Source organism: Mycolicibacter algericus DSM 45454 (assembly GCF_002086455.1).
In the GTDB taxonomy this organism is placed as follows: domain Bacteria; phylum Actinomycetota; class Actinomycetes; order Mycobacteriales; family Mycobacteriaceae; genus Mycobacterium; species Mycobacterium algericum.
Genome location: NZ_MVHC01000004.1, coordinates 1 through 17,656, shown reverse-complemented (window position 1 = coordinate 17,656; position 17,656 = coordinate 1). Strand labels below are relative to the sequence as shown.

Annotated in this window: 18 protein-coding genes; 5 read left to right on the top strand and 13 right to left on the bottom strand. The window is 69.5% G+C overall.

Translation table 11 applies throughout. The features are described from left to right. Positions 1-80: 80 nt before the first annotated feature. From BST10_RS05110 to BST10_RS05090, 3 genes are all read left to right on the top strand, one after another. Positions 81-1,550: a flavin-containing monooxygenase gene (locus BST10_RS05110; RefSeq protein ID WP_083036807.1), complete on the top strand. Its 1,470-nt coding sequence runs from the start codon at positions 81-83 to the stop codon at positions 1,548-1,550. Positions 1,551-2,046: 496 nt separating this feature from the next. Beyond that, a complete protein-coding gene (locus BST10_RS24130; RefSeq protein ID WP_163762389.1) occupies positions 2,047-4,842 on the top strand; it encodes a hypothetical protein in 2,796 nt (931 codons plus the stop codon). Positions 4,843-4,978: 136 nt separating this feature from the next. Further along, positions 4,979-6,448 carry a flavin-containing monooxygenase gene (locus tag BST10_RS05090; protein ID WP_083036804.1) on the top strand — a complete coding sequence of 490 codons (1,470 nt, stop codon included), beginning with the start codon at positions 4,979-4,981 and terminating at the stop codon, positions 6,446-6,448. A 4-nt stretch (positions 6,449-6,452) separates the two neighbouring features. On the opposite strand, the gene BST10_RS05085 is transcribed toward BST10_RS05090, so the two are convergent. From BST10_RS05085 to BST10_RS22405, 11 genes are all read right to left on the bottom strand, one after another. Then, positions 6,453-7,181: a YggS family pyridoxal phosphate-dependent enzyme gene (locus BST10_RS05085; protein ID WP_083036800.1), complete on the bottom strand. Its 729-nt coding sequence runs from the start codon at positions 7,179-7,181 to the stop codon at positions 6,453-6,455. Between the two features lie 13 nt (positions 7,182-7,194). Beyond that, complete coding sequence (gene rraA, locus BST10_RS05080; protein ID WP_083036797.1) at positions 7,195-7,668, bottom strand: ribonuclease E activity regulator RraA; 474 nt, start codon at positions 7,666-7,668, stop codon at positions 7,195-7,197. Between the two features lie 8 nt (positions 7,669-7,676). Then, positions 7,677-8,210 carry a hypothetical protein gene (locus tag BST10_RS05075; RefSeq protein WP_083036795.1) on the bottom strand — a complete coding sequence of 178 codons (534 nt, stop codon included), beginning with the start codon at positions 8,208-8,210 and terminating at the stop codon, positions 7,677-7,679. Positions 8,211-8,315: 105 nt separating this feature from the next. Then, a complete protein-coding gene (locus BST10_RS05070; protein ID WP_083036793.1) occupies positions 8,316-8,861 on the bottom strand; it encodes a copper resistance CopC family protein in 546 nt (181 codons plus the stop codon). After that, complete coding sequence (locus BST10_RS05065) at positions 8,858-9,544, bottom strand: YcnI family copper-binding membrane protein (RefSeq protein ID WP_083036791.1); 687 nt, start codon at positions 9,542-9,544, stop codon at positions 8,858-8,860. Before BST10_RS05065 ends, BST10_RS05070 begins: the two co-directional genes overlap by 4 nt. Continuing rightward, a complete protein-coding gene (locus BST10_RS05060; RefSeq protein WP_083036789.1) occupies positions 9,541-10,209 on the bottom strand; it encodes a DUF6474 family protein in 669 nt (222 codons plus the stop codon). Before BST10_RS05060 ends, BST10_RS05065 begins: the two co-directional genes overlap by 4 nt. A gap of 63 nt (positions 10,210-10,272) precedes the next feature. Then, positions 10,273-10,671, bottom strand: a complete 399-nt coding sequence (locus BST10_RS05055; protein ID WP_013831082.1) for a helix-turn-helix transcriptional regulator — start codon at positions 10,669-10,671, stop codon at positions 10,273-10,275. A 338-nt stretch (positions 10,672-11,009) separates the two neighbouring features. Continuing rightward, positions 11,010-11,699 (bottom strand): TMEM165/GDT1 family protein, encoded by a 690-nt coding sequence (locus BST10_RS05050; protein WP_013831081.1) that lies wholly within the window; start codon positions 11,697-11,699, stop codon positions 11,010-11,012. Positions 11,700-11,800: 101 nt separating this feature from the next. Then, positions 11,801-12,337, bottom strand: coding sequence for a hypothetical protein (locus BST10_RS05045; RefSeq protein ID WP_013831080.1), 537 nt, complete (start codon positions 12,335-12,337; stop codon positions 11,801-11,803). A gap of 181 nt (positions 12,338-12,518) precedes the next feature. Continuing rightward, entirely contained in the window at positions 12,519-13,139 is a 621-nt protein-coding gene (locus BST10_RS05040; RefSeq protein ID WP_083037133.1) for a superoxide dismutase, read from the bottom strand. A gap of 189 nt (positions 13,140-13,328) precedes the next feature. Beyond that, complete coding sequence (locus tag BST10_RS22405) at positions 13,329-13,487, bottom strand: hypothetical protein (protein WP_013831078.1); 159 nt, start codon at positions 13,485-13,487, stop codon at positions 13,329-13,331. Positions 13,488-13,946: 459 nt separating this feature from the next. Between BST10_RS22405 and BST10_RS05035 the strand changes: the two genes are divergently transcribed. Together BST10_RS05035 and BST10_RS05030 are read left to right on the top strand one after the other, a co-directional pair. Continuing rightward, positions 13,947-15,038 (top strand): DUF4328 domain-containing protein, encoded by a 1,092-nt coding sequence (locus BST10_RS05035; RefSeq protein WP_083036788.1) that lies wholly within the window; start codon positions 13,947-13,949, stop codon positions 15,036-15,038. A gap of 4 nt (positions 15,039-15,042) precedes the next feature. After that, on the top strand, positions 15,043-15,858 hold the full coding sequence (locus tag BST10_RS05030; RefSeq protein ID WP_083036787.1) for a glycerophosphodiester phosphodiesterase: 816 nt from the start codon (positions 15,043-15,045) through the stop codon (positions 15,856-15,858). 21 nt (positions 15,859-15,879) lie between these two features. On the opposite strand, the gene BST10_RS05025 is transcribed toward BST10_RS05030, so the two are convergent. Next, positions 15,880-16,419, bottom strand: coding sequence for a ferritin (locus BST10_RS05025; protein WP_083036786.1), 540 nt, complete (start codon positions 16,417-16,419; stop codon positions 15,880-15,882). 128 nt (positions 16,420-16,547) lie between these two features. Beyond that, positions 16,548-17,651 carry an LCP family protein gene (locus BST10_RS05020; RefSeq protein WP_275987767.1) on the bottom strand — a complete coding sequence of 368 codons (1,104 nt, stop codon included), beginning with the start codon at positions 17,649-17,651 and terminating at the stop codon, positions 16,548-16,550. Positions 17,652-17,656: the final 5 nt, after the last annotated feature.

The window sequence follows — 17,656 nt, the reverse complement described above, 5'->3', positions numbered from 1 at the left end:
ACCGATAGTCTACACGGTGTCGAGAAAATCGACACTCTGTCGAGAGCTTGCGGCCGGTCCGTTGACTACGCTAATCGCCCGTGGCCGAATACCTCGACGTCGCGGTCGTCGGCGCGGGGATCTCCGGGATCAGCGCGGCGTGGCATCTGCAGCGGCACTGCCCGGCGAAGAGCTACGCCATCCTGGAACGCCGCGCCGATCTGGGCGGCACCTGGGATCTGTTCCGCTACCCGGGGGTCCGTTCGGACTCCGACATGTTCACCTTCGCCTTTCGGTTCAAACCGTGGACCGCCGACACCACCATCGCCGATGGCGCAACGATCAAGAACTACTTGCGGGAGACCGTCGCCGAGAGCGGCATCGCAGAACGCATCCGCTATGGCCACCGGCTGGTCGCCGCCGACTGGAGCGAAGCCGACGCCGCGTGGCGGCTGACCATCGAGCGTGACGGCGAGACGATCGAGATGCGCTGCGGCTTCCTGATCGCCTGTAGCGGCTACTACGACTACGACGACGCCTACGCGCCGGAGTTCCCGGGCACCGAGAGCTTCACCGGACCAATCGTCCACCCGCAACACTGGCCGACGGAACTGGACTACGCCGGGAAGAAGATCGCGGTGATCGGCTCCGGCGCGACCGCGGTGACGCTGGTGCCGGCGCTGGTCGCCTCCGGGGCGGGTCACGTCACCATGGTCCAGCGGTCCCCGGGCTATATCGGGCTGCTGCGCTCGGTTGATCCGGTGGCGCGCTGGGCGAACCGGCTGCTGCCGGGTCGGGTCGCCGCTGGGGCCAACCGTTGGGGCTACATCGTGGGCCAGGTCGGTGTCTACCAGGTGAGTCGGCGCTTCCCGAACTTCATGCGCAAGACGTTGATGGCGATGGCCCGGCGACGCCTGCCCGCAGGGTTCGACGTCGCCAAGCATTTCGGCCCGAGCTATCAGCCGTGGGATCAACGGTTGTGTCTGGCTCCCGACGGCGACTTCTTCGCCGCGATCAGCGCCGGGCGCGCCGATGTTGTCACCGACGAGATCGAGACGTTCACCCCGTCCGGGATTCGGTTGGGTTCCGGCGAGGAGTTGCCGGCGGAACTCATCGTCACCGCGACCGGGCTGAACCTGCGATTGTTCGGCGGTGCCGAGATCAGCCGCGCCGGCAAACCGATCAGCCCGCGCGACACGGTTGCCTACCGGGGCATGATGCTCAGCGGCGTGCCCAACCTGGCCTTCACCGTCGGGTACAGCAACGCGTCGTGGACCTTGAAGGCCGACTTGGTGTCGGCGTCGGTCTGCCGGGTGCTCAACTACATGGACTCACAGGGTTTCGACACCGTCATCCCGGGCGAACCCGACCCGCACGTGCAGGACCGTCCGCTGGTGACGCAGATCTCCGGTTATGTACTGCGCGCGTTGAGCCAACTGCCGCGGGCCGGCTCGCACCGTCCGTGGCGGCTGCACGACAACTATCTGCTGGACTCAGCACTGCTCAGGCACGCCAAAGTCGATGACGGGCATCTGCTATTCACCCGCTGTTCGCCTACGGTTGCGGAATAATGTCTTAGATTGCGGACTGAAGTATTGGCGCCACGGTTAGAAGCGTCCGCGGGGGGCACCGCAATCGCAGCGGAGCGGGACGTCATGTCGGAGAACTCCGCGGGATTCCAGCGCGTCATCGACCCGCCTGTGGCACGACCAGCAAAGCCACGCTCGCGCATGGGGTTTTCTTGGTTTCGGGTGCGCCTGGCAGGCTTCCGTCACCCGACTCTTCCGGTGGTCGCCGCCCGTAGCGCGTGTCCGATCCCGGCCGGCTAAGCCCTCGGTGGACCACCGGTCCGCCCGTTTCGCCCCAACGGTTCACAATCGGGCACGGCGGGCCAAAACCAGGCACTTTAGGCCAAAAATGGACATTCGAGCCGGATGTGTTGTTGACTACAGGATGACTTAGGGTTTGATTAGCGGCGGCGCGTTCTTACGTGGCGCTTTCACAGCTGGAGAGGGGCTTCTTGTGTCGGAACGTAATCGCGGTGGGGGGCCCCAGAGGCGTCGTCGGGTGGTTGGTGCGGCGACGTCGGTGGGGGCGTTTTTGGCGTTCGGGATGACACCGTTGGCCGCAGCTCCGGCGCAGGCTGACTTTGACTGGTTGGACCCGTTCGCGTGGTTCGACACGGCCGGGGTGGACACGGTGGCCGAGGTGCCCGGGGCGGCCGACTTTACGTTCGCTGACTGGGGTGGCTTGTTCATGGGCGAGCCGGGGGCGTGGCTGGCCTTCGATGAGCAGGTGTACATGGCGATCTATGACCCGATGTCGGCAATGATCGGCAACTCGGCCAATGACTGGTGGCTGGATCCGCTGAACGAGATGTTCGCCACGGGCGACTCCTGTGGCGTGCTGTGCAACGGCGCGGACGCCTACCTCGACGGCGACGGTGACCTGGTCGCGGCCCAAGACGGTGGCTTGTGGTTCGGTGACGGCGGCAATGGCATCGATGGTTCTGATGGTGGCGCTGCCGGCTTCTTCGGCAATGGCGGCGTCGGCGGCGATGCGGCTGCTGGATCGATCATCACGATCGAGGGAATCAACTACGCGGGCACCGGTGGTGACGGCGGGGCCGGTGGTACTTGGATGGGTTACGGCGGCACCGGTGGTAACGGCGGGGCCGCGTTCGTCGACGGCGACGGCGGCGTGGTGCTGGCCGGGACCGGTGGTAACGGTGGCGACGGCATGGGCCTGATGGGCATCGGCAACGGCGGTGACGGCGGTGTCGGTGGGCAGGGCCTGGACGCGACCGATGGCTACGCGGCGACTGCCGGTGGTCTGGGTGGCAACGGCGGTAACGCCGGGCCGCACACCGGTAACGGTGGTAACGGTGGCGCCGGCGGCGTCGGTGGTCAGGGCTTGCAGGGCGTTACCGACGCCAACGGCAACGGTACGGCCGGCAGCGAGGGTGCTGCTGGCGGCAACGGCGGCGTCGGCGGTGGCGGCGGCGAGGTCTTCGGCAACGGCGGCAACGGCGGCGCCGGTGGCCAGGGCGGTCAGGGCGGCACCGGTGGTACCGGCGCCAACGGTGTCGACGGCGACTGGGCGGTCAACAACGGCAACGGAACCGACGGCGGCGACGGCGGCAACGGCGGCAACGGCGGCGTGGGCGGCAACGGTGGTGCGGCCGGTACCGCGCACCATGAGGGCAGCGGCGCCGACGGTGCCGGGGGTGTCGGCGGCAACGGCGGTGCCGGTGGCGATGTCGGCCTCGGTGGTGACGGTGGCAACGGTGCGGCCGGTACCGCGGACAACCCCAATGGTGGTGACGCCGGCAACGGTGGCGACCCCGGCGACACCGCGGGCCTCGGTGGCGCGGGTGGTCAGGGCAACGGCGGCAGCGCGGATGGCCAGGCCGGTGCCGATGGCACCATCACCCCGATCGTCTCGGGTAACGGTGGCGTCGGTGGCGCCGGCTACAACGCGGCGGCCGACACCGGTGCGGCGGCCGGTACCAGCGGCGGTAACGCCGGCAGCGGTGGCAACGGCGGCAAGTGGGGCAACGGCGGCGACGGCGGGGCCGGCGGTAGCGGCGTGGACGGTGCCGCAGGCAGCTTCACCGGCGGCGGCAACGGCAATGGCACCTCCGGCGGTAACGGTGGAAACGCCGGTAACGGCGGTGACTCCGGTGAGCTGGCGGAGAACACCGCCGGCAACGCCGGCACGGCAGGTGCCGGTGCCGACGGTGGCTCCGGCGCCAACGCCGTCGATCCGGGCGGCAACGGCGGTAACGGCGGTTCCGGTGGTAACGCCGGTAACGGTGGTGCCGGCGGTTCGTCGGCCAACGGCACCGCGGGCACCGACAGCGACGGCGGCCTCGCCGGCAACGGCGCCATCGGCGGCAACGGCGCGGCCGGCACCGACGGTGCCCCGACGACGGCCCCCTTCGACGGCGCCTCCAACGGCCAGGCCGGCGGCAGCGGTGGCCAGGGTGGCGACGGTGGCGCCGGCGGCGCCGGTGGCGGCGAGAACGGCGTCGGCACCGACGGCGGTAACGGTGCGGCCGGTGGCACCGGCGCCGACGGCGGTGTCGGTGGCTACACCACGCACACCGACGACCTGGGGCACCCGGAGCAGGTGCACAACATCGGTGTCGGCGGCCAGGGCGGCGACGGCGGTGACGGCGGTGACGGCGGCGCGGCCGGTGCCGGTACGACCAACGGTGCCGGTGGCAACGCCGGTAACGGTGGCGCCGGCGGCGCGGCTGGTAACGGTGGCAGCGGGGGCGACCTCACCGAGACCGGTTACATCGACAGCGCCGGAAACACCAGCCTGGGCAACCCGGCCAACATCACCGGTGCCGGCGGCGCCGGCGGCGACGGCGGTGACGGCTACGTCGCCGGTAACGGTGGCGCCGGTGGCAACGGCGGCAGCGACGACTTCGCGGCCGGCTCCAACGGTGGCCAGGGCGGCGCCGGCGGTAACGGCGGCGCCGGTGTCGGCGCAGGCAGCACCGGCGGTGACGGCGGTGCCGGCGGCAACGGTGGGGACGGCAGCGACATCCGCTGGGGCTGGACCGGCCCGGGAGCTCCGCCGGCGAGCATCAGCAACGGCACTCCGAGCACGTCGGGTCCGGTCGACAACGTCTCCGGCGGCGCCGGCGGCAACGGCGGTAACGGCGGCGTGGGTGACGCGGGCAACGGCACCGGTGGTGACGGCGGTGCCGGCGGCACCGTGGTCACGCCGGACCTGCCCACCGGGCCGGGATCCATCGGCATCAACGATGGTGAGATCAACGGTGGCGCCGGCGCTACCGGGGGTACCGGCGCGACCGACGGCGCGGCGGGCCAGGACGGCACCACCCCGTAGGTCACGGCAACCGGGAAAGCCCCACACGCTTCGGCGGTGGGGCTTTCCCCGTCTGCAGAGCCGGTGTCATTTACACCCCGTTGAGTTAGTCAACGCATCGTTGACTAACTCGACACCACGTTGATAGTCTGTCGCCATGACTGAACACCTCGATGTTGTGATCGTCGGCGCCGGCATCTCCGGTATCAGCGCGGCCTGGCACCTGCAGGACCGCTGTCCGAGCAAGAGCTACGCGATCCTGGAGCGCCGCGACGACCTCGGCGGCACCTGGGACCTGTTCAAATACCCGGGCATCCGTTCGGACTCGGACATGTTCACCCTGGGCTTCCGGTTCAAGCCGTGGCGCTCGGCGCACTCGATCGCCGACGGCGCCTCGATCAAGGACTACATCAAGGAGGCGGCCGCCGAGAACGGCATCGACTCCCACATCCGCTACCGCCAGCACGTGGTCGCCGTCGACTGGTCCGACGCCGACAACCGCTGGACCGTCACCGTGGAGAGCGACGGCAAGCAGACTCAGCTGACCTGCTCGTTCCTGTTCGCCTGCAGCGGCTACTACAACTACGACGAGGGCTACTCGCCCCAGTTCGAAGGCGCGGAAGACTTCGATGGCACCATCGTGCACCCGCAGCACTGGCCCGAGGACCTGGACTACGCCGGCAAGCGCATCGTGGTGATCGGCTCCGGCGCCACCGCGGTCACCCTGATCCCGAGCTTGGTCAACGCCGGCGCCGGTCACGTCACCATGCTGCAGCGCTCACCGACCTACATCGGTTCGCTGCCGCTGGTCGACCCGTTCGCCGAACGGGCCAACAAACTGCTGCCGGCGGCCGCCGCCCACGTCGCCAACCGCTGGAAGGCGATCGGCTTCGCCACCTTCCAGTACCAACTGTCCCGCAAGTTCCCGGCCTTCATGCGCAAAACACTGCTGACCATGGCCAAGCGCCGGCTGCCCGAAGGCTATGACGTCGAGAAGCACTTCGGGCCCAGCTACAACCCGTGGGACCAGCGGCTGTGTCTGGCGCCCAACGGTGATCTGTTCAAGACCATCCGCAGCGGCAAGGCCGACGTGGTCACCGACACCATCGAGCGGTTCACCAAGACCGGCATCAAGCTCAGCTCGGGCCAGGAACTGCCGGCGGACATCATCATCACTGCCACCGGGCTGAACCTGCAGTTGTTCGGCGGGGCCGAGGTGCGGCGCAACGGCGAACCGGTGGCGCTGCACGACACCATGGCCTACAAGGGCCTGATGCTCACCGGCATCCCGAACATGGCGTTCACCATCGGTTACACCAACGCGTCCTGGACGCTGAAGGCCGACCTGGTGTCGGAGTTCGTCTGTCGGGTGCTCAACCACATGGATGCGCACGGATTCGACACGGTGGTGCCGGGACAGCCCGGCACCGACATCGAGGGCCGGCCGCTGATGGACTTCACCCCCGGCTACGTGCTGCGGGCGCTGGAGTATCTGCCCCAGGCCGGTTCGCGCGCGCCGTGGCGGCTCAAGCAGAACTATCTGCTGGATCTGCAACTGATCCGGCGCGGCAAGGTCGACGACGAGGTGCTGCGCTTCACCAAGCACAAGGCCGCCGTCGCGGTTTGATCGCTTACGGTGCCCGCCCTGCCTCGGGCCAGTAGTAGGAGTCGGGGTAGGGGCGGGCGCCGAACAGTGCCGTCCCGATCCGCACCTCGGTGGCGCCCTCGGCGATCGCCAGCGGGAAGTCGCCGCTCATCCCCATCGACAGCCGCGGCAGGTCGTGGCCGCGCGCGGCGGCGGCATCGCGGAGCTCGCGCAGCCGGCGGAAACAGCGGCGAACCTCGTCGGGGTCGGGGGTGTTGATCGCCAGGGTCATCAAACCCCGCACCCGCAGCGTGGGGTAGTCGGCCAGCTCATCGAGGAACGGCAGCAGCTGCGCCGGATCCAGGCCGTACTTGCTGGGCTCGTCGGAGGTTTTGACCTGCACCAGCGCGTCGATGGCACGGTTCGCGGCGCGCAACTGCCGGTCCAACGCCGCGGCCAGCCTGGACCGGTCCAGTGACTGCACCTCGGTGGCCAACCGCGCCACCATCCCGGCCTTGTTGGTTTGCAGATGCCCGATCATCACCCAGTCGATCCCGCAGTCGGCCAGCGGCTCGTACTTGTCCCGGATCTCCTGAACCTTGTTCTCACCGAACCGCCGCAGGCCCAGACCGACGGCTTCCCGGATCAGCTCCGGGCCGAAGGTCTTGCTCACCGGCAGCACGTCGACATCGCTCGGATCACGCCCGGCGTCGCGGCAGGCCTCGTCGACCCGCTCCCGGAGCCGTTCCCACCGTGACCGCAGGCTGTCGTCCATCGTGGCGCCGGATCTAGACGACGACGATGCCGTCATCGTCGCTGTAGGCGATCTCGCCCGGTACGAATGCGATACCGCCTAGCTCGACGACGACGTCGCGTTCCCCGGCCCCGGTCTTGGTGCTCTTGCGGGGATTGGTGCCCAACGCCTTGACCCCGATGTCGAGCGTGCGCAGCATCGCGGCGTCACGCACCGCGCCGTGCACGATCAGGCCCGCCCACCCGTTGCTGCGGGCCAACTCGGCGATGAGGTCACCGACCAGCGCGGTGTGCAGCGAACCGGCGCCGTCGATCACCAGCACCCCGCCATCGCCCGGTTCTGACAGCACCGACTTGAGCAGTGCGTTGTCCTCGAAGCAGCGCACGGTGCTGATCCGGCCGGCGAACTCGGTCCGGCCGCCGAGCTGGCGGAATTGCAGGTCGCAACTGCGCACGTCGGCGCCGATGTCGTCGACGAGGTCGGCGGTCGGCCGGAAGGCTGCGCTCACCGGGGAGCTCAGCCGCGGCGCGCGTGCAGCAGCCGGCGGATCAGCAGGAGCCCGAGCAGACCGAGGACGCCGGCGGCCAGTACCGCACCGGGTGACCGACTCGGCGACGGCACCGACGGGGTGAGCGGGTTACGCGCGGCATCGACCGTCGACTTCGCCTGGGCGGCCGTTTCCTTGGCGCCGTCGGCCAGCCGGCCAGAACCGTTGGTGTCGGCGGGCCGGGCCGCCGGTGCGGGAACCGCGCCGGGTGCCTTCTTGGCGGGGGCTTTCTTTGCCGGGGCCTTCTTGGCCGCCTTTGCCGGGGCTTTCTTGGCGGCCTTGCCCGGCGTCTTCTTGGCGGCCTTGGCGGGTGCTTTCTTGGCTGGCGGCTCGGCGGGCCGGTCGGCTCCGGCGGGCTGCGCAGGCTCAGGCGGCGTGGCCGGTGCGGCGGGTTCGGCTGCGGGTGGCTCTACCGGCTCGGCCGGCCGTGCCGGCTCCGTCGGCGCGGCGGGTTCGGGTGCAGCGGCGGATTCGTGGTCGGGCTGGCCCTGCGGGTCGGTCATACGGCAGCTCCTCTCGCGGGTTTTCTCGTCTCAGATCAACTCGGCGACACCGGCAACTTCGCCCATCATGCCAGTATCCAGCGGTGGTTCACCGACGGACAGCGGTCAGGACCGCGGCCGATTCAGCCACAGACCAGCCGCGACGAGCGCCACCGCCCCGGCCACGAACGGCCAAATCGGCAGGTCATCCCCCGAGTCCGCGTCGCGCCGGGGGACCGGCGTCGGCGCATCGGCGTGGTCGGTGACGGCCGGACCGGGTTCGCCGGTGCCGGCCACCGTCAGCCGGAACGGCCACGAGCCGGACACCACATGACCGTCGGCGGAGGTGACGCGGTAGTTGACGGTGTAGGTGCCGGCCGGACCGAGGGGACGGACCGCGACGCTGGCGACCGCACCGCGAACCTGCGTTTCGCCGGTCGACCACAGGCGCCCGTCGGGCCCGACCACGGTCATGGCGGCGAAGGCGGTCTGCAGTTGCTCGTTGAAGGTGGCGCTGACGCGTTCCGGCCCGCGCGTCAGCTCGGCACCCCCGGCCGGGTCGGCCGCGACCAGCACCGCATGCGCGGCAGCCACCCCGGGGACCGCCAGCAGCGGAAACAGCATGGTCAGCGCGAACATCCCCGCCAGCGTGACGCGCCGGACCCTCCTCATGCCCGGCGCCGGCCCAGTGCGAGGGTCGCGGCCACCGCGGCGACCAGCAGTGCCGCGCCACCTAGCAGTCGGGCCGGGTTGTCCGCGCGGCCGGCCGCATCGTCCTCGGATTGGAGGGTCTGCGCCGGCCCGGCCGAGACGGCCGGTGGCGGGTGCTGCGCGTGGTGCTCGGGTGCGGACGCCGGACCGGCCGCCAACTGCAAGGTGGGCACCGGGCGCTCCGCCTCGCCGCCGCCGGGCGGGGGCGGCTGATCCCAGCGCACCACGGTGCCGTCGGCGTAACGCTGCGCGGAGGGGAAGTCCACCGAGTCGGCGTCGGGCAGCTTCATCGCGATCCGGAACAGGCCGAACTGATCGGCGCCGATTCCACCGGCGGTGGCCGTCCAGGTGACGGATCGCACCGCTCCGGTCTCGGCGTCGCGGTCCAACCGGGCCGTCCAGCCCGGTTGGGTCTCGGTGCGCGCCGAGGCCACGTCGGGCAGCGTCACGGTGAGTTCGGTGGTGGCAGAACCGGTGGGTGACTCATTGGGGACCTCGAAGGTCACCATCGCGACACCGCCGCGCACGGCGCCAGGGCTGCTGGCGTGCACATGCGCCCACGCCGGCGCGGCGCCGGCGAAGGAGACCACGGCGATCGCCGCCGACAGCGCCCACGCGCGCACCCCGGTGTTTGTGCGGCTCATGACGGCAGCCCCAGCCGGGCCATCAGATCGGCGTCGATGCCGTCGAGCTGCCCGCTGATCGACGCCGAGGCGGCCCGACGCCGATCGACCGGCATGGTCTCGATGGCGGTCACCGCCGTGGCGAGATCGCTCAACCGTTCGGTGATCGCCGTGACGAACTGCCGGGTCTCGGAGTCCTTGGGCTTGCGGTCGGCAACCATGCGCAGCGTCCTTTCCGCTCCGGCGATCCGCGCCGACAACCGGGCGTCGTTCTTTCCTGATCCGGAGAACTCCCCGATGCGGGCCAGCGGCACCCCGAGCCGCTCGGCCCGTTGCTCATCGATCAAGCCGCGGACCGCCATGGCGGCCCGGTATACCAGCGGGACCACGATAGGCGCCAGCATCCGGGTCACCGTCAGAGTCCGGCGAATCCGGGCCGGCGACAGCAGCTTGCCCTCGCGGGCCGCCTTGAGTTGACTCTCGGCCGCCTTGAGTGCGGCGCGGTCCCGGTCCCGTTCGGACTTGAGCTGCGCTTTGAGCGTGCGGGCCTCCGCGCGCTGGGTGGCCTTGAAGCGCTTGGCCTCACCCTTGGCCGCCAGTCGCGCCTCGAGTTTGGCCCCGGCCTTCAGGGCGCGTGCCTCGGCGCGCCGGGTCGCGCGGCTCTTACGTTTTCTGAACAGGCCCATCGCGGCCGCCTCCCGGTGTCTCGCTGGAACCGATCAAGCCACCCTAATCACGGTGCCGGCGCCTCAGGCGCTGAGGTGCTCCTTGCGGCGCAGCTCGTCGATGCGGGCCAGGACGTCCTCCTGGGCCTCCGGCGAGAGCCCGACGGCATGGGTGGCGATTCGTCGCACCCCGTCATCACGGAGGCTGTCCAGCCACGTCAATTCGGCGTCCAGCTTGGCGTAGTAGTCGTCGTCGGTGAAGAACGCGGGTTTGATCCGGAAGAAGTTGGCCAGCGCGGCCATGGTGGCCACCGACGGGTTCGTCCGGTTTCCCGAGCGCAGCTGGGACAGGTAGGGAGCCGACATGGTGATGCCTTCCGCCTTGAGCGCCGCGATCACCTCGGCGGACGTGTGCGGTCCCCGGCCGGGGGGATAGACCACATCGAAAAGGCGGTTCAAGCGGACAGCGAAAGTCGCGCTCATCTATAGGACCTCCAAGGGGCGGCAAGTGGTCGACAGGCGGTCGGCGAGGGGGGAGCCGTCACGTCTAATGATTTGCTGATCATCGTAGCCATAGATACCCACACAACCAAGGGTGATTCCGCAGCGAATCCGATCTTGATATTCAGCGCGCCGTCGCGTGGTGCGTTCGCCGACGGCACCGCTGGCCGCGGTCGGATTTTCGTGCCGTACCAAGCACAATTGCGCCGTGGAGACCGGCTGTCCCGGCTCGGTAGAGGATCGGTCGACGTTCCTCGGCCTCGGACGCCCGTCCGGCGAAGTGAAGTCAGCACCACGCGCTGACTGGTTGGCGGGATTTGCTACCGGACCGTGCGTTGGTCGCCGGCGGCGGGTTCGCGTCGCCGCATGACGACCCGTCGAAGCGCCCCCGCGGAGGCCACCGACATCAAGCCGGCCACCGCGCCGACGGCCACCGGACGCCACCCCAGCGCCTCGTCGAGGAGCATCCACAGGCCGAACACGCCGAACAGCAGGCCGGCCGCGCCGTGCAGCAGCTGCTCGGGCAGCTGACGGTGCAACACCGTTCCGACGGCGATCGCGACGGCGTCGGCCAGCACCATGCCCGCCGTCGCGCCGAGCCACACCCCCAGCCAGTTGCGGTCACTGGCCAGGGCGACCGTCGCCAACATCGTCTTGTCGCCGAGTTCTGCCAGCAGCACCGAGGACACCACCGCGAACAGCACGAACCGCGGCTCGCGGACCGTGGTGTGCCCGGAAGCGGCGCTGGTGCCCTCCCGCCAGGTCCATACCCCGAAGCCGATGAACGCCACCCCGGCCACGGCGGCGATGGGTCGCGTCGGCAATGTCAGCCCCAGGAAGTGCCCCACCGTCACCGAGATGCCGTGGACCGCGAACGCGGCGATGGCCACACCGCTCAGCACCACCCACCACCGGTGGCGGAGCGCGTAGGTCATGGTGATCAGCTGCGACTTGTCGCCGAGTTCGGCCAGGAACACCACGCCCAGGCTGATCAGCATGGCAGCGAGCATGCGAGACGGCCTTTCGTCAGCTGCGAGGCTAGTGACTTACCGATCCGGCCGCTACCGTGGCCCGGGGTTTCGGCGACCTGGATCCGCCGATTCGAAATGTCTTATGCGGCAAGGAGCATGGCCAGAATCGCGGTATCGGGGTGGCTGACCGGGTCGACTCCGACCCGGCTCACCATGGACGTCACCGTGCCGTCGGATTCGGCTTCGACCCAGGCCGCCCGGTGTTCCAGACCCAGATAGGGCAGACCTGGCAGCAGCACGCATCCCGATGCCGCTCCCCGGCATTCCGGTAGCGAGGGAATGGTCTCTGAAGGCGGGTGCAACATCAGGAGCGCCGAGGGCTGGCGGCCGGCGAAATATCCCGGCGCGATCGCGGATTCGCCGGCCACGGTGCCTTCGGCCAGCAGCAACCCGACGGTGCCCGGACCCGGATTGTCGGGGAGTTCCTCTCGCGTGCCGAACACTGTTGTGGTGGGCAGCAGTCCGGGCATCGAAGCCACCCGGACCGCGATGCTGAGCAACTGCGCCCATTCCTTGGTCGAATCCGGCCAGCGGCCGAAAACCACGAATCCGTGCAGTTCGCCGTGGGAATGGAACGGGGCGACTTCGATCGCCCGGCCGGACCCTGTCGTCTCCATCGCACACCCTCCGCGACATTTGGCTCGTCTGCTCGCATTTCAGCGGGTGGGTTGCCTGGCAGCATGCGACAGCCGACGAACGCGTGCAAGCGGACACGACGGCGCGGGCGATAACGAATCGATGAACAAAACGAAGCGGGGGCGCCGCACCAACGGCGCGACGCCCCCAGCTGCGGTGCGACTAGAAGATCAGACCCGAGGTCTTGGAGGTTGCGGCCGCGAACCGGGACTGTACGTCGGCCCAGTTGACGACGTTCCAGAACGCCTTGACGTAGTCCGCCTTGACGTTCTTGTACTGCAGGTAGAAAGCGTGCTCCCACATGTCGACCTGCAGCAGCGGGATGATGCCCAACGGCACGTTGGCCTGCTGGTCGTAGAGCTGGAAGGTCAGCAGTTTGCCGCCCAGGGTGTCATAGCCGAACACCGCCCAGCCCGAACCCTGCAGCCCGTTGGCGGCCGCGGTGAACTGTGCGCGGAACTTGTCGAACGACCCGAATGCGTCATCGATGGCAGCGGCCAAGTCACCGGTGGGCTTGTCACCACCGTTGGGGGACAGGTTCTTCCACCAGATCGAGTGGTTGACGTGCCCGCCGAGGTGGAACGCCAGGTTCTTCTCGTTCAAGAAGATTGCGCCGTGGTCGTCATTGGCGCGTGCCTCGGCTAGCTTCTCCAGGGCGCTGTTGGCGCCGGAAACGTAGGCGGCGTGGTGCTTGCTGTGGTGCAATTCGTTGATCTGGCCCGAGATGTGCGGCTCAAGGGCTCCGTAATCCCAGTCCAAGTCCGGCAAGGTGTAGTCGGCCACGGGGTTCCTTCCTTCGATCAGTACTGATCCGGTGTCGATCACCGTTGATCATTGTCGACATGCGTTGACGCTGTGGCGGCACCCCACCGCCCACTGCGGCCGCGGTGTGGTGAGACCACCTCGATCAACACTGCTCCAACAGCGGGAGTACTGCAACAATGGGCCGCGCGGCGATGCCGTGAACAGCGCTCAGATCAGAACGATCGCCAGTAGGACCGTCAACAACACCAGTGCGATCACGCCGGCGCGCAGCGACGCCAATAGATAGCTGCGCTTGTAGGTGGACGATCCAGCGTGCCAGCCGGTCGCCGTGGCGACCGGCCCGGGTCCGACCGGACGTGCCGTCATTCCCCTGCCCTCGACATCCCTTGCCCCCATGCTCACCGTGCGCCTCACCCCCGTGAGACGCATCACAACTGTCCTGTGACGGCGATCATAGCGTCTGGTTGCCCCAGTGGAAAATCTGCCCGTTACAACCCGCTTTGCCTGCAGCGATGGCCGCAAGGCGGGGAACGGCCGGGGCCGGCAGCAGCTGGTTAGTTAATCGAGAGATTTCGCTCAGAGCTGTTAACCAGCTCACATCAACGGCTCCGTATTATCCACAGCCAGCCGTTCGCCGAGGCGCAAAAAGCACCTCATGGGGCGTGTCCACCCCCGGCTCGCGTGTGGATAAACCTGTGGAAACTGTGGATAGCTCGGTGTAGCTGAGAGCGGTTCACGGCCGGGCTGGGCGACCCGCGGCGGTCGGTCCCCGCAAGCGGAAGGTACCCCCACCGCCGGCCTTGCGATCGCCGCTACGCTGGTGCGGTGATCCAGGTGTGCTCCCGCTGCGGCACGCGGTGGAACGTGCGCGATCGGCGGCGGGCGTGGTGCCCGCGCTGCAACGGCGCGCTGTGGGCGCCGCTGACACCCGCGCAGGAAGCGGAGTTGCAGTGGGTCCAGCCCGGCCCCCCGGCGCCGTCCGAGCAGTCCGTGGCGCCTTCCGAGTCGCCGCTCCGGCTGGGGCCGGGCTACCGCTGGATCGCGGTGCGGCCGGGGCCGCCGCCCCCGCAGCGTCGTCGTCGGCGACCGCTGGGCCCCACCCCGCGCTACACGGTGATGCCGCGCTGGACTCTGATGGGTGCGCCGAATCCGACTGTGGCACAGCCCAAACCGAAGGGGAGGGCGGCACCGCCGACGCGATCGTTGGAGAAGGCGCTGGGTGGCGCGATCGCCGCGCTGGGCATCGCCGCGCTGGTGCATGCGCTGATCTACGTGCTGATGATCGTCAACCGCACCAGGTTGCTGCACCCGCTGATCGCCGAGGGCGCGGTGTGGTTGGGCAGGCTGGCCGGTCTCGCCGCGATCGCGGCGGTCGTCCACTGCGCTCTGGTGCTGACCCGCTGGCTGCTGGCGCGCCGGGAGGCGGCGTTCGCCCGGCTGCAGCTGCCCGAGTCGCGCCCGGCCTGGGCGCTGTGGACCGGCTGCCTGGTGCCGCTGGTCAACCTGGCCTGGGCCCCGGTCTACGTGCTGGAGCTGGCCGGGCGAGAGGACCGGCTGGCCCGGCTGCGCAAACCGGTCGTGATCTGGTGGGTGGTGTGGGCGGTGGCCACCGCCGCGGCGCTGTTCGCCACGGCCACCAGCTGGGCCGACGACGCGCAGGGCATCGCCGACAACATGGTGGCCACGGTGGTCGCCTATCTGCTCGGCCTGGCCGCGGTGGTGGCGGCGGCCCGGGTGGTTGAGGGATTCGAGCAGCGGTCGATGGGCCGGCCCGCCCACCACTGGGTGGTGGTGCCCGGCGGCCAGGATCCGGCGCCGTCGGGACCCGCGGCGCAGGGCGGCCCGCCGGCGGAGTCGGAAGCCGCTGCGGCACCGACCGTCGCTGTCGGGTCCGGCGGGCGGGAACCGGCAGCATAAACCCATGGCAGCGGCCGACGATGTGGTGGCGGAGCACCCCTTCGTGGTCGCGCATCGGGGCGCCTCGTTCGATCGTCCGGAACACACGCTGGCCGCATACGATCTGGCGCTGCAGGAGGGAGCCGACGGCGTCGAATGCGATGTGCGGCTGACCAGCGACGGTCATCTGGTCTGCGTGCACGACCGCCGGGTGGATCGGACGTCCACCGGGGCCGGCTTGGTCAGTGAGATGACGCTGGCGCAGTTGCAGAACTTCGACTACGGGGCCTGGCACAACGGCCGCCCGGACGGGGCACCCGAGGCCGCGAACCCCGGGGGCACCGGTCTGCTCACTCTCGATGCGCTGGTGGCGATGGTCCTGGACTGGCACCGGCCGGTGAAGATCTTCATCGAGACCAAGCATCCGGTGCGTTACGGGGCGTTGGTCGAACGCAAGCTCCTGGTCCTGCTGGACCGATTCGGGATCGCCTCGCCGGCCTCGGCGACCCGTTCCCGCGCGGTGGTCATGTCGTTCTCGGCGGCGGCGGTATGGCGGGTTCGGCGGGCGGCGCCGATGCTGCCGACGGTGCTGCTGGGTTCGGCGGCCCGGTACCTGCGCGGCAGCGCCGCGACCACGGTCGGGGCCACCGCCATCGGCCCGTCCATCGCGACGCTGCGTGAGTACCCGGAGTTGGTGGACCATGCGGCGGCACGTGGTCGTTCGCTGTACTGCTGGACCGTCGACCGCGACGAGGACGTCGATTTCTGCCGGGATGTCGGCGTCGCGTGGATCGCCACGAATCAGCCCGCCCGAACCAAGGCGCGGTTGCGGGCGGGCTGATCAGCGGAGGGCGGAAGGCGGTTACCCGCCGGCGGCCCGCGGCGCGCCGGCCTCCGGCGTCACGGTGCCGAGCTCGCGGGCGATGAAGTTCTCCAGGTCGAACAGATTGTGCCCGGCGCGGTCGGCCACCCGCAGCAACCGGGTCATCACGGCGACCTCCTCGACCTGCTCACGCAGGAACCACTGCATGAACTGCTCGCCGAGGTGGTCACCTTCGTCACGGGCGGCACTGGTCAGCCCGCTGATCTGTTCGGTGACGGTGCGCTCTTGGTCGAGCACGAGGGTGAGCGCGTCGCGCGGGGCATCGAAGCGGTTGCGCACCGCGCCCGTGCCGGGGATCTCGACGTCGACGGCGCGGTCGAGCAGGTACTGCACCATCATCATCGCGTGACGGCGTTCCTCGACGGCCTGGGCATAAAAGAACTTCGCCAATTGGGGGAAATCTCCGCCGTCAAAATATACGGCGACGGCGACGTATTGCTGCGCGGCGGTGAATTCGTGGTAGATCTGCTCCTGGAGCAGCGCGTGGAATTTTGACGTGTGGTTATCAATCTCGGACATGAATCCGATACTACCGAGGTCAGACCCGGTTTGCATCCAAGGTGCGCCTTAGTCAGGGCAGCTTTGCCTAAGTAAAGATAGGGTTGGCTGATATTGTTCTGGCGCCCGCCGAGAATTTCCAATATACGTTAATTGTCCGTTGCCATTGTCGGCGGCGCGTCACGGCTCAACTCGTCGAATAACCGCGCGGCCTGCTGGTGGTCCCACACCACCGCCTCGCCGGCCTCGGTGTAGGTGAACTCCCCGACCGGGACGGTCAGCATCGTGGTGGCACCGCGCAACGCCCAGCCGAGTGCGGCCAGGTCCAGGACGCCCGCGCCGGCGTCCACCGTCATCGCGTGCGCGGCGGCGGTCGGCACGCGGTACCAGCGCAGCGGGTTGAGCCAGACGGTCGGGTCGGCGACGCGGGCCAGCAGCGCGGACAGAAATAGACGCTGGTGTTCCATCCGGTCCAGATCGGCGCGGGGTGTGGCGCGGCTGCGCACGTAGCCCAAGGCGGCCTGGCCGGCCAGCTTCTGGCAGCCGGCAGGTAGGTTCAGCCCGGCCAGCGGGTCCTCGATCGGCTCGTCCGGGCACAGCACGACCCCGCCCAGGGCGTCGACGAGCGTGGCGAAGCCGCCGAACCCGATCTCGATGTAGTGGTCCAGCCGCAGGCCGGTGGCCTGCTCGACGGTGCGGGTCAGCAGCGGTGCTCCACCCAGCGCGAACGCCGCGTTGATCTTGTCGTGGCCATAGCCGGGGATGGGCACATACGAGTCGCGCGGGATGGACACCACCGTGGTGGGCATGCCGGAACCCGTCGCCGGCAGGTGGATGAGCAGCATCGTGTCGGTGCGGCCGTTGCCGACGTCGCCGCCGGTGGTCAGGTGCTGCTGCTGTGCGGCGCTGAGTTCTGCGCGACTGTCGGAACCGACCAGCAGCCAGGTCGTACCGCGGCCTTGCGACGGACGGTCGGGGTAGCCGGTGAACACCGCGGCACGGTGCAGCGCGGTGTCGAGCCAGGCGGCGCCGCCGACCAGCCCGGCCATGCCGAGCAGCACTATCAGCATCGCGAGCACAACCAGCCGCCGCAGCCGGGACCGCCGTCGTCGGCGTGCCGGCCGGGGTGGTGCCGGCGGCTGCCGCGTCACCGGAGGCGCCGGAAGCGACACCGGACGCTGGGCCGGTGCCGGACGCTGGGGCGGCGGGCGCTGGGGTGCCGCACGCCCGGGCGGCGGGTGGCGGTGCAGCAGCGGCG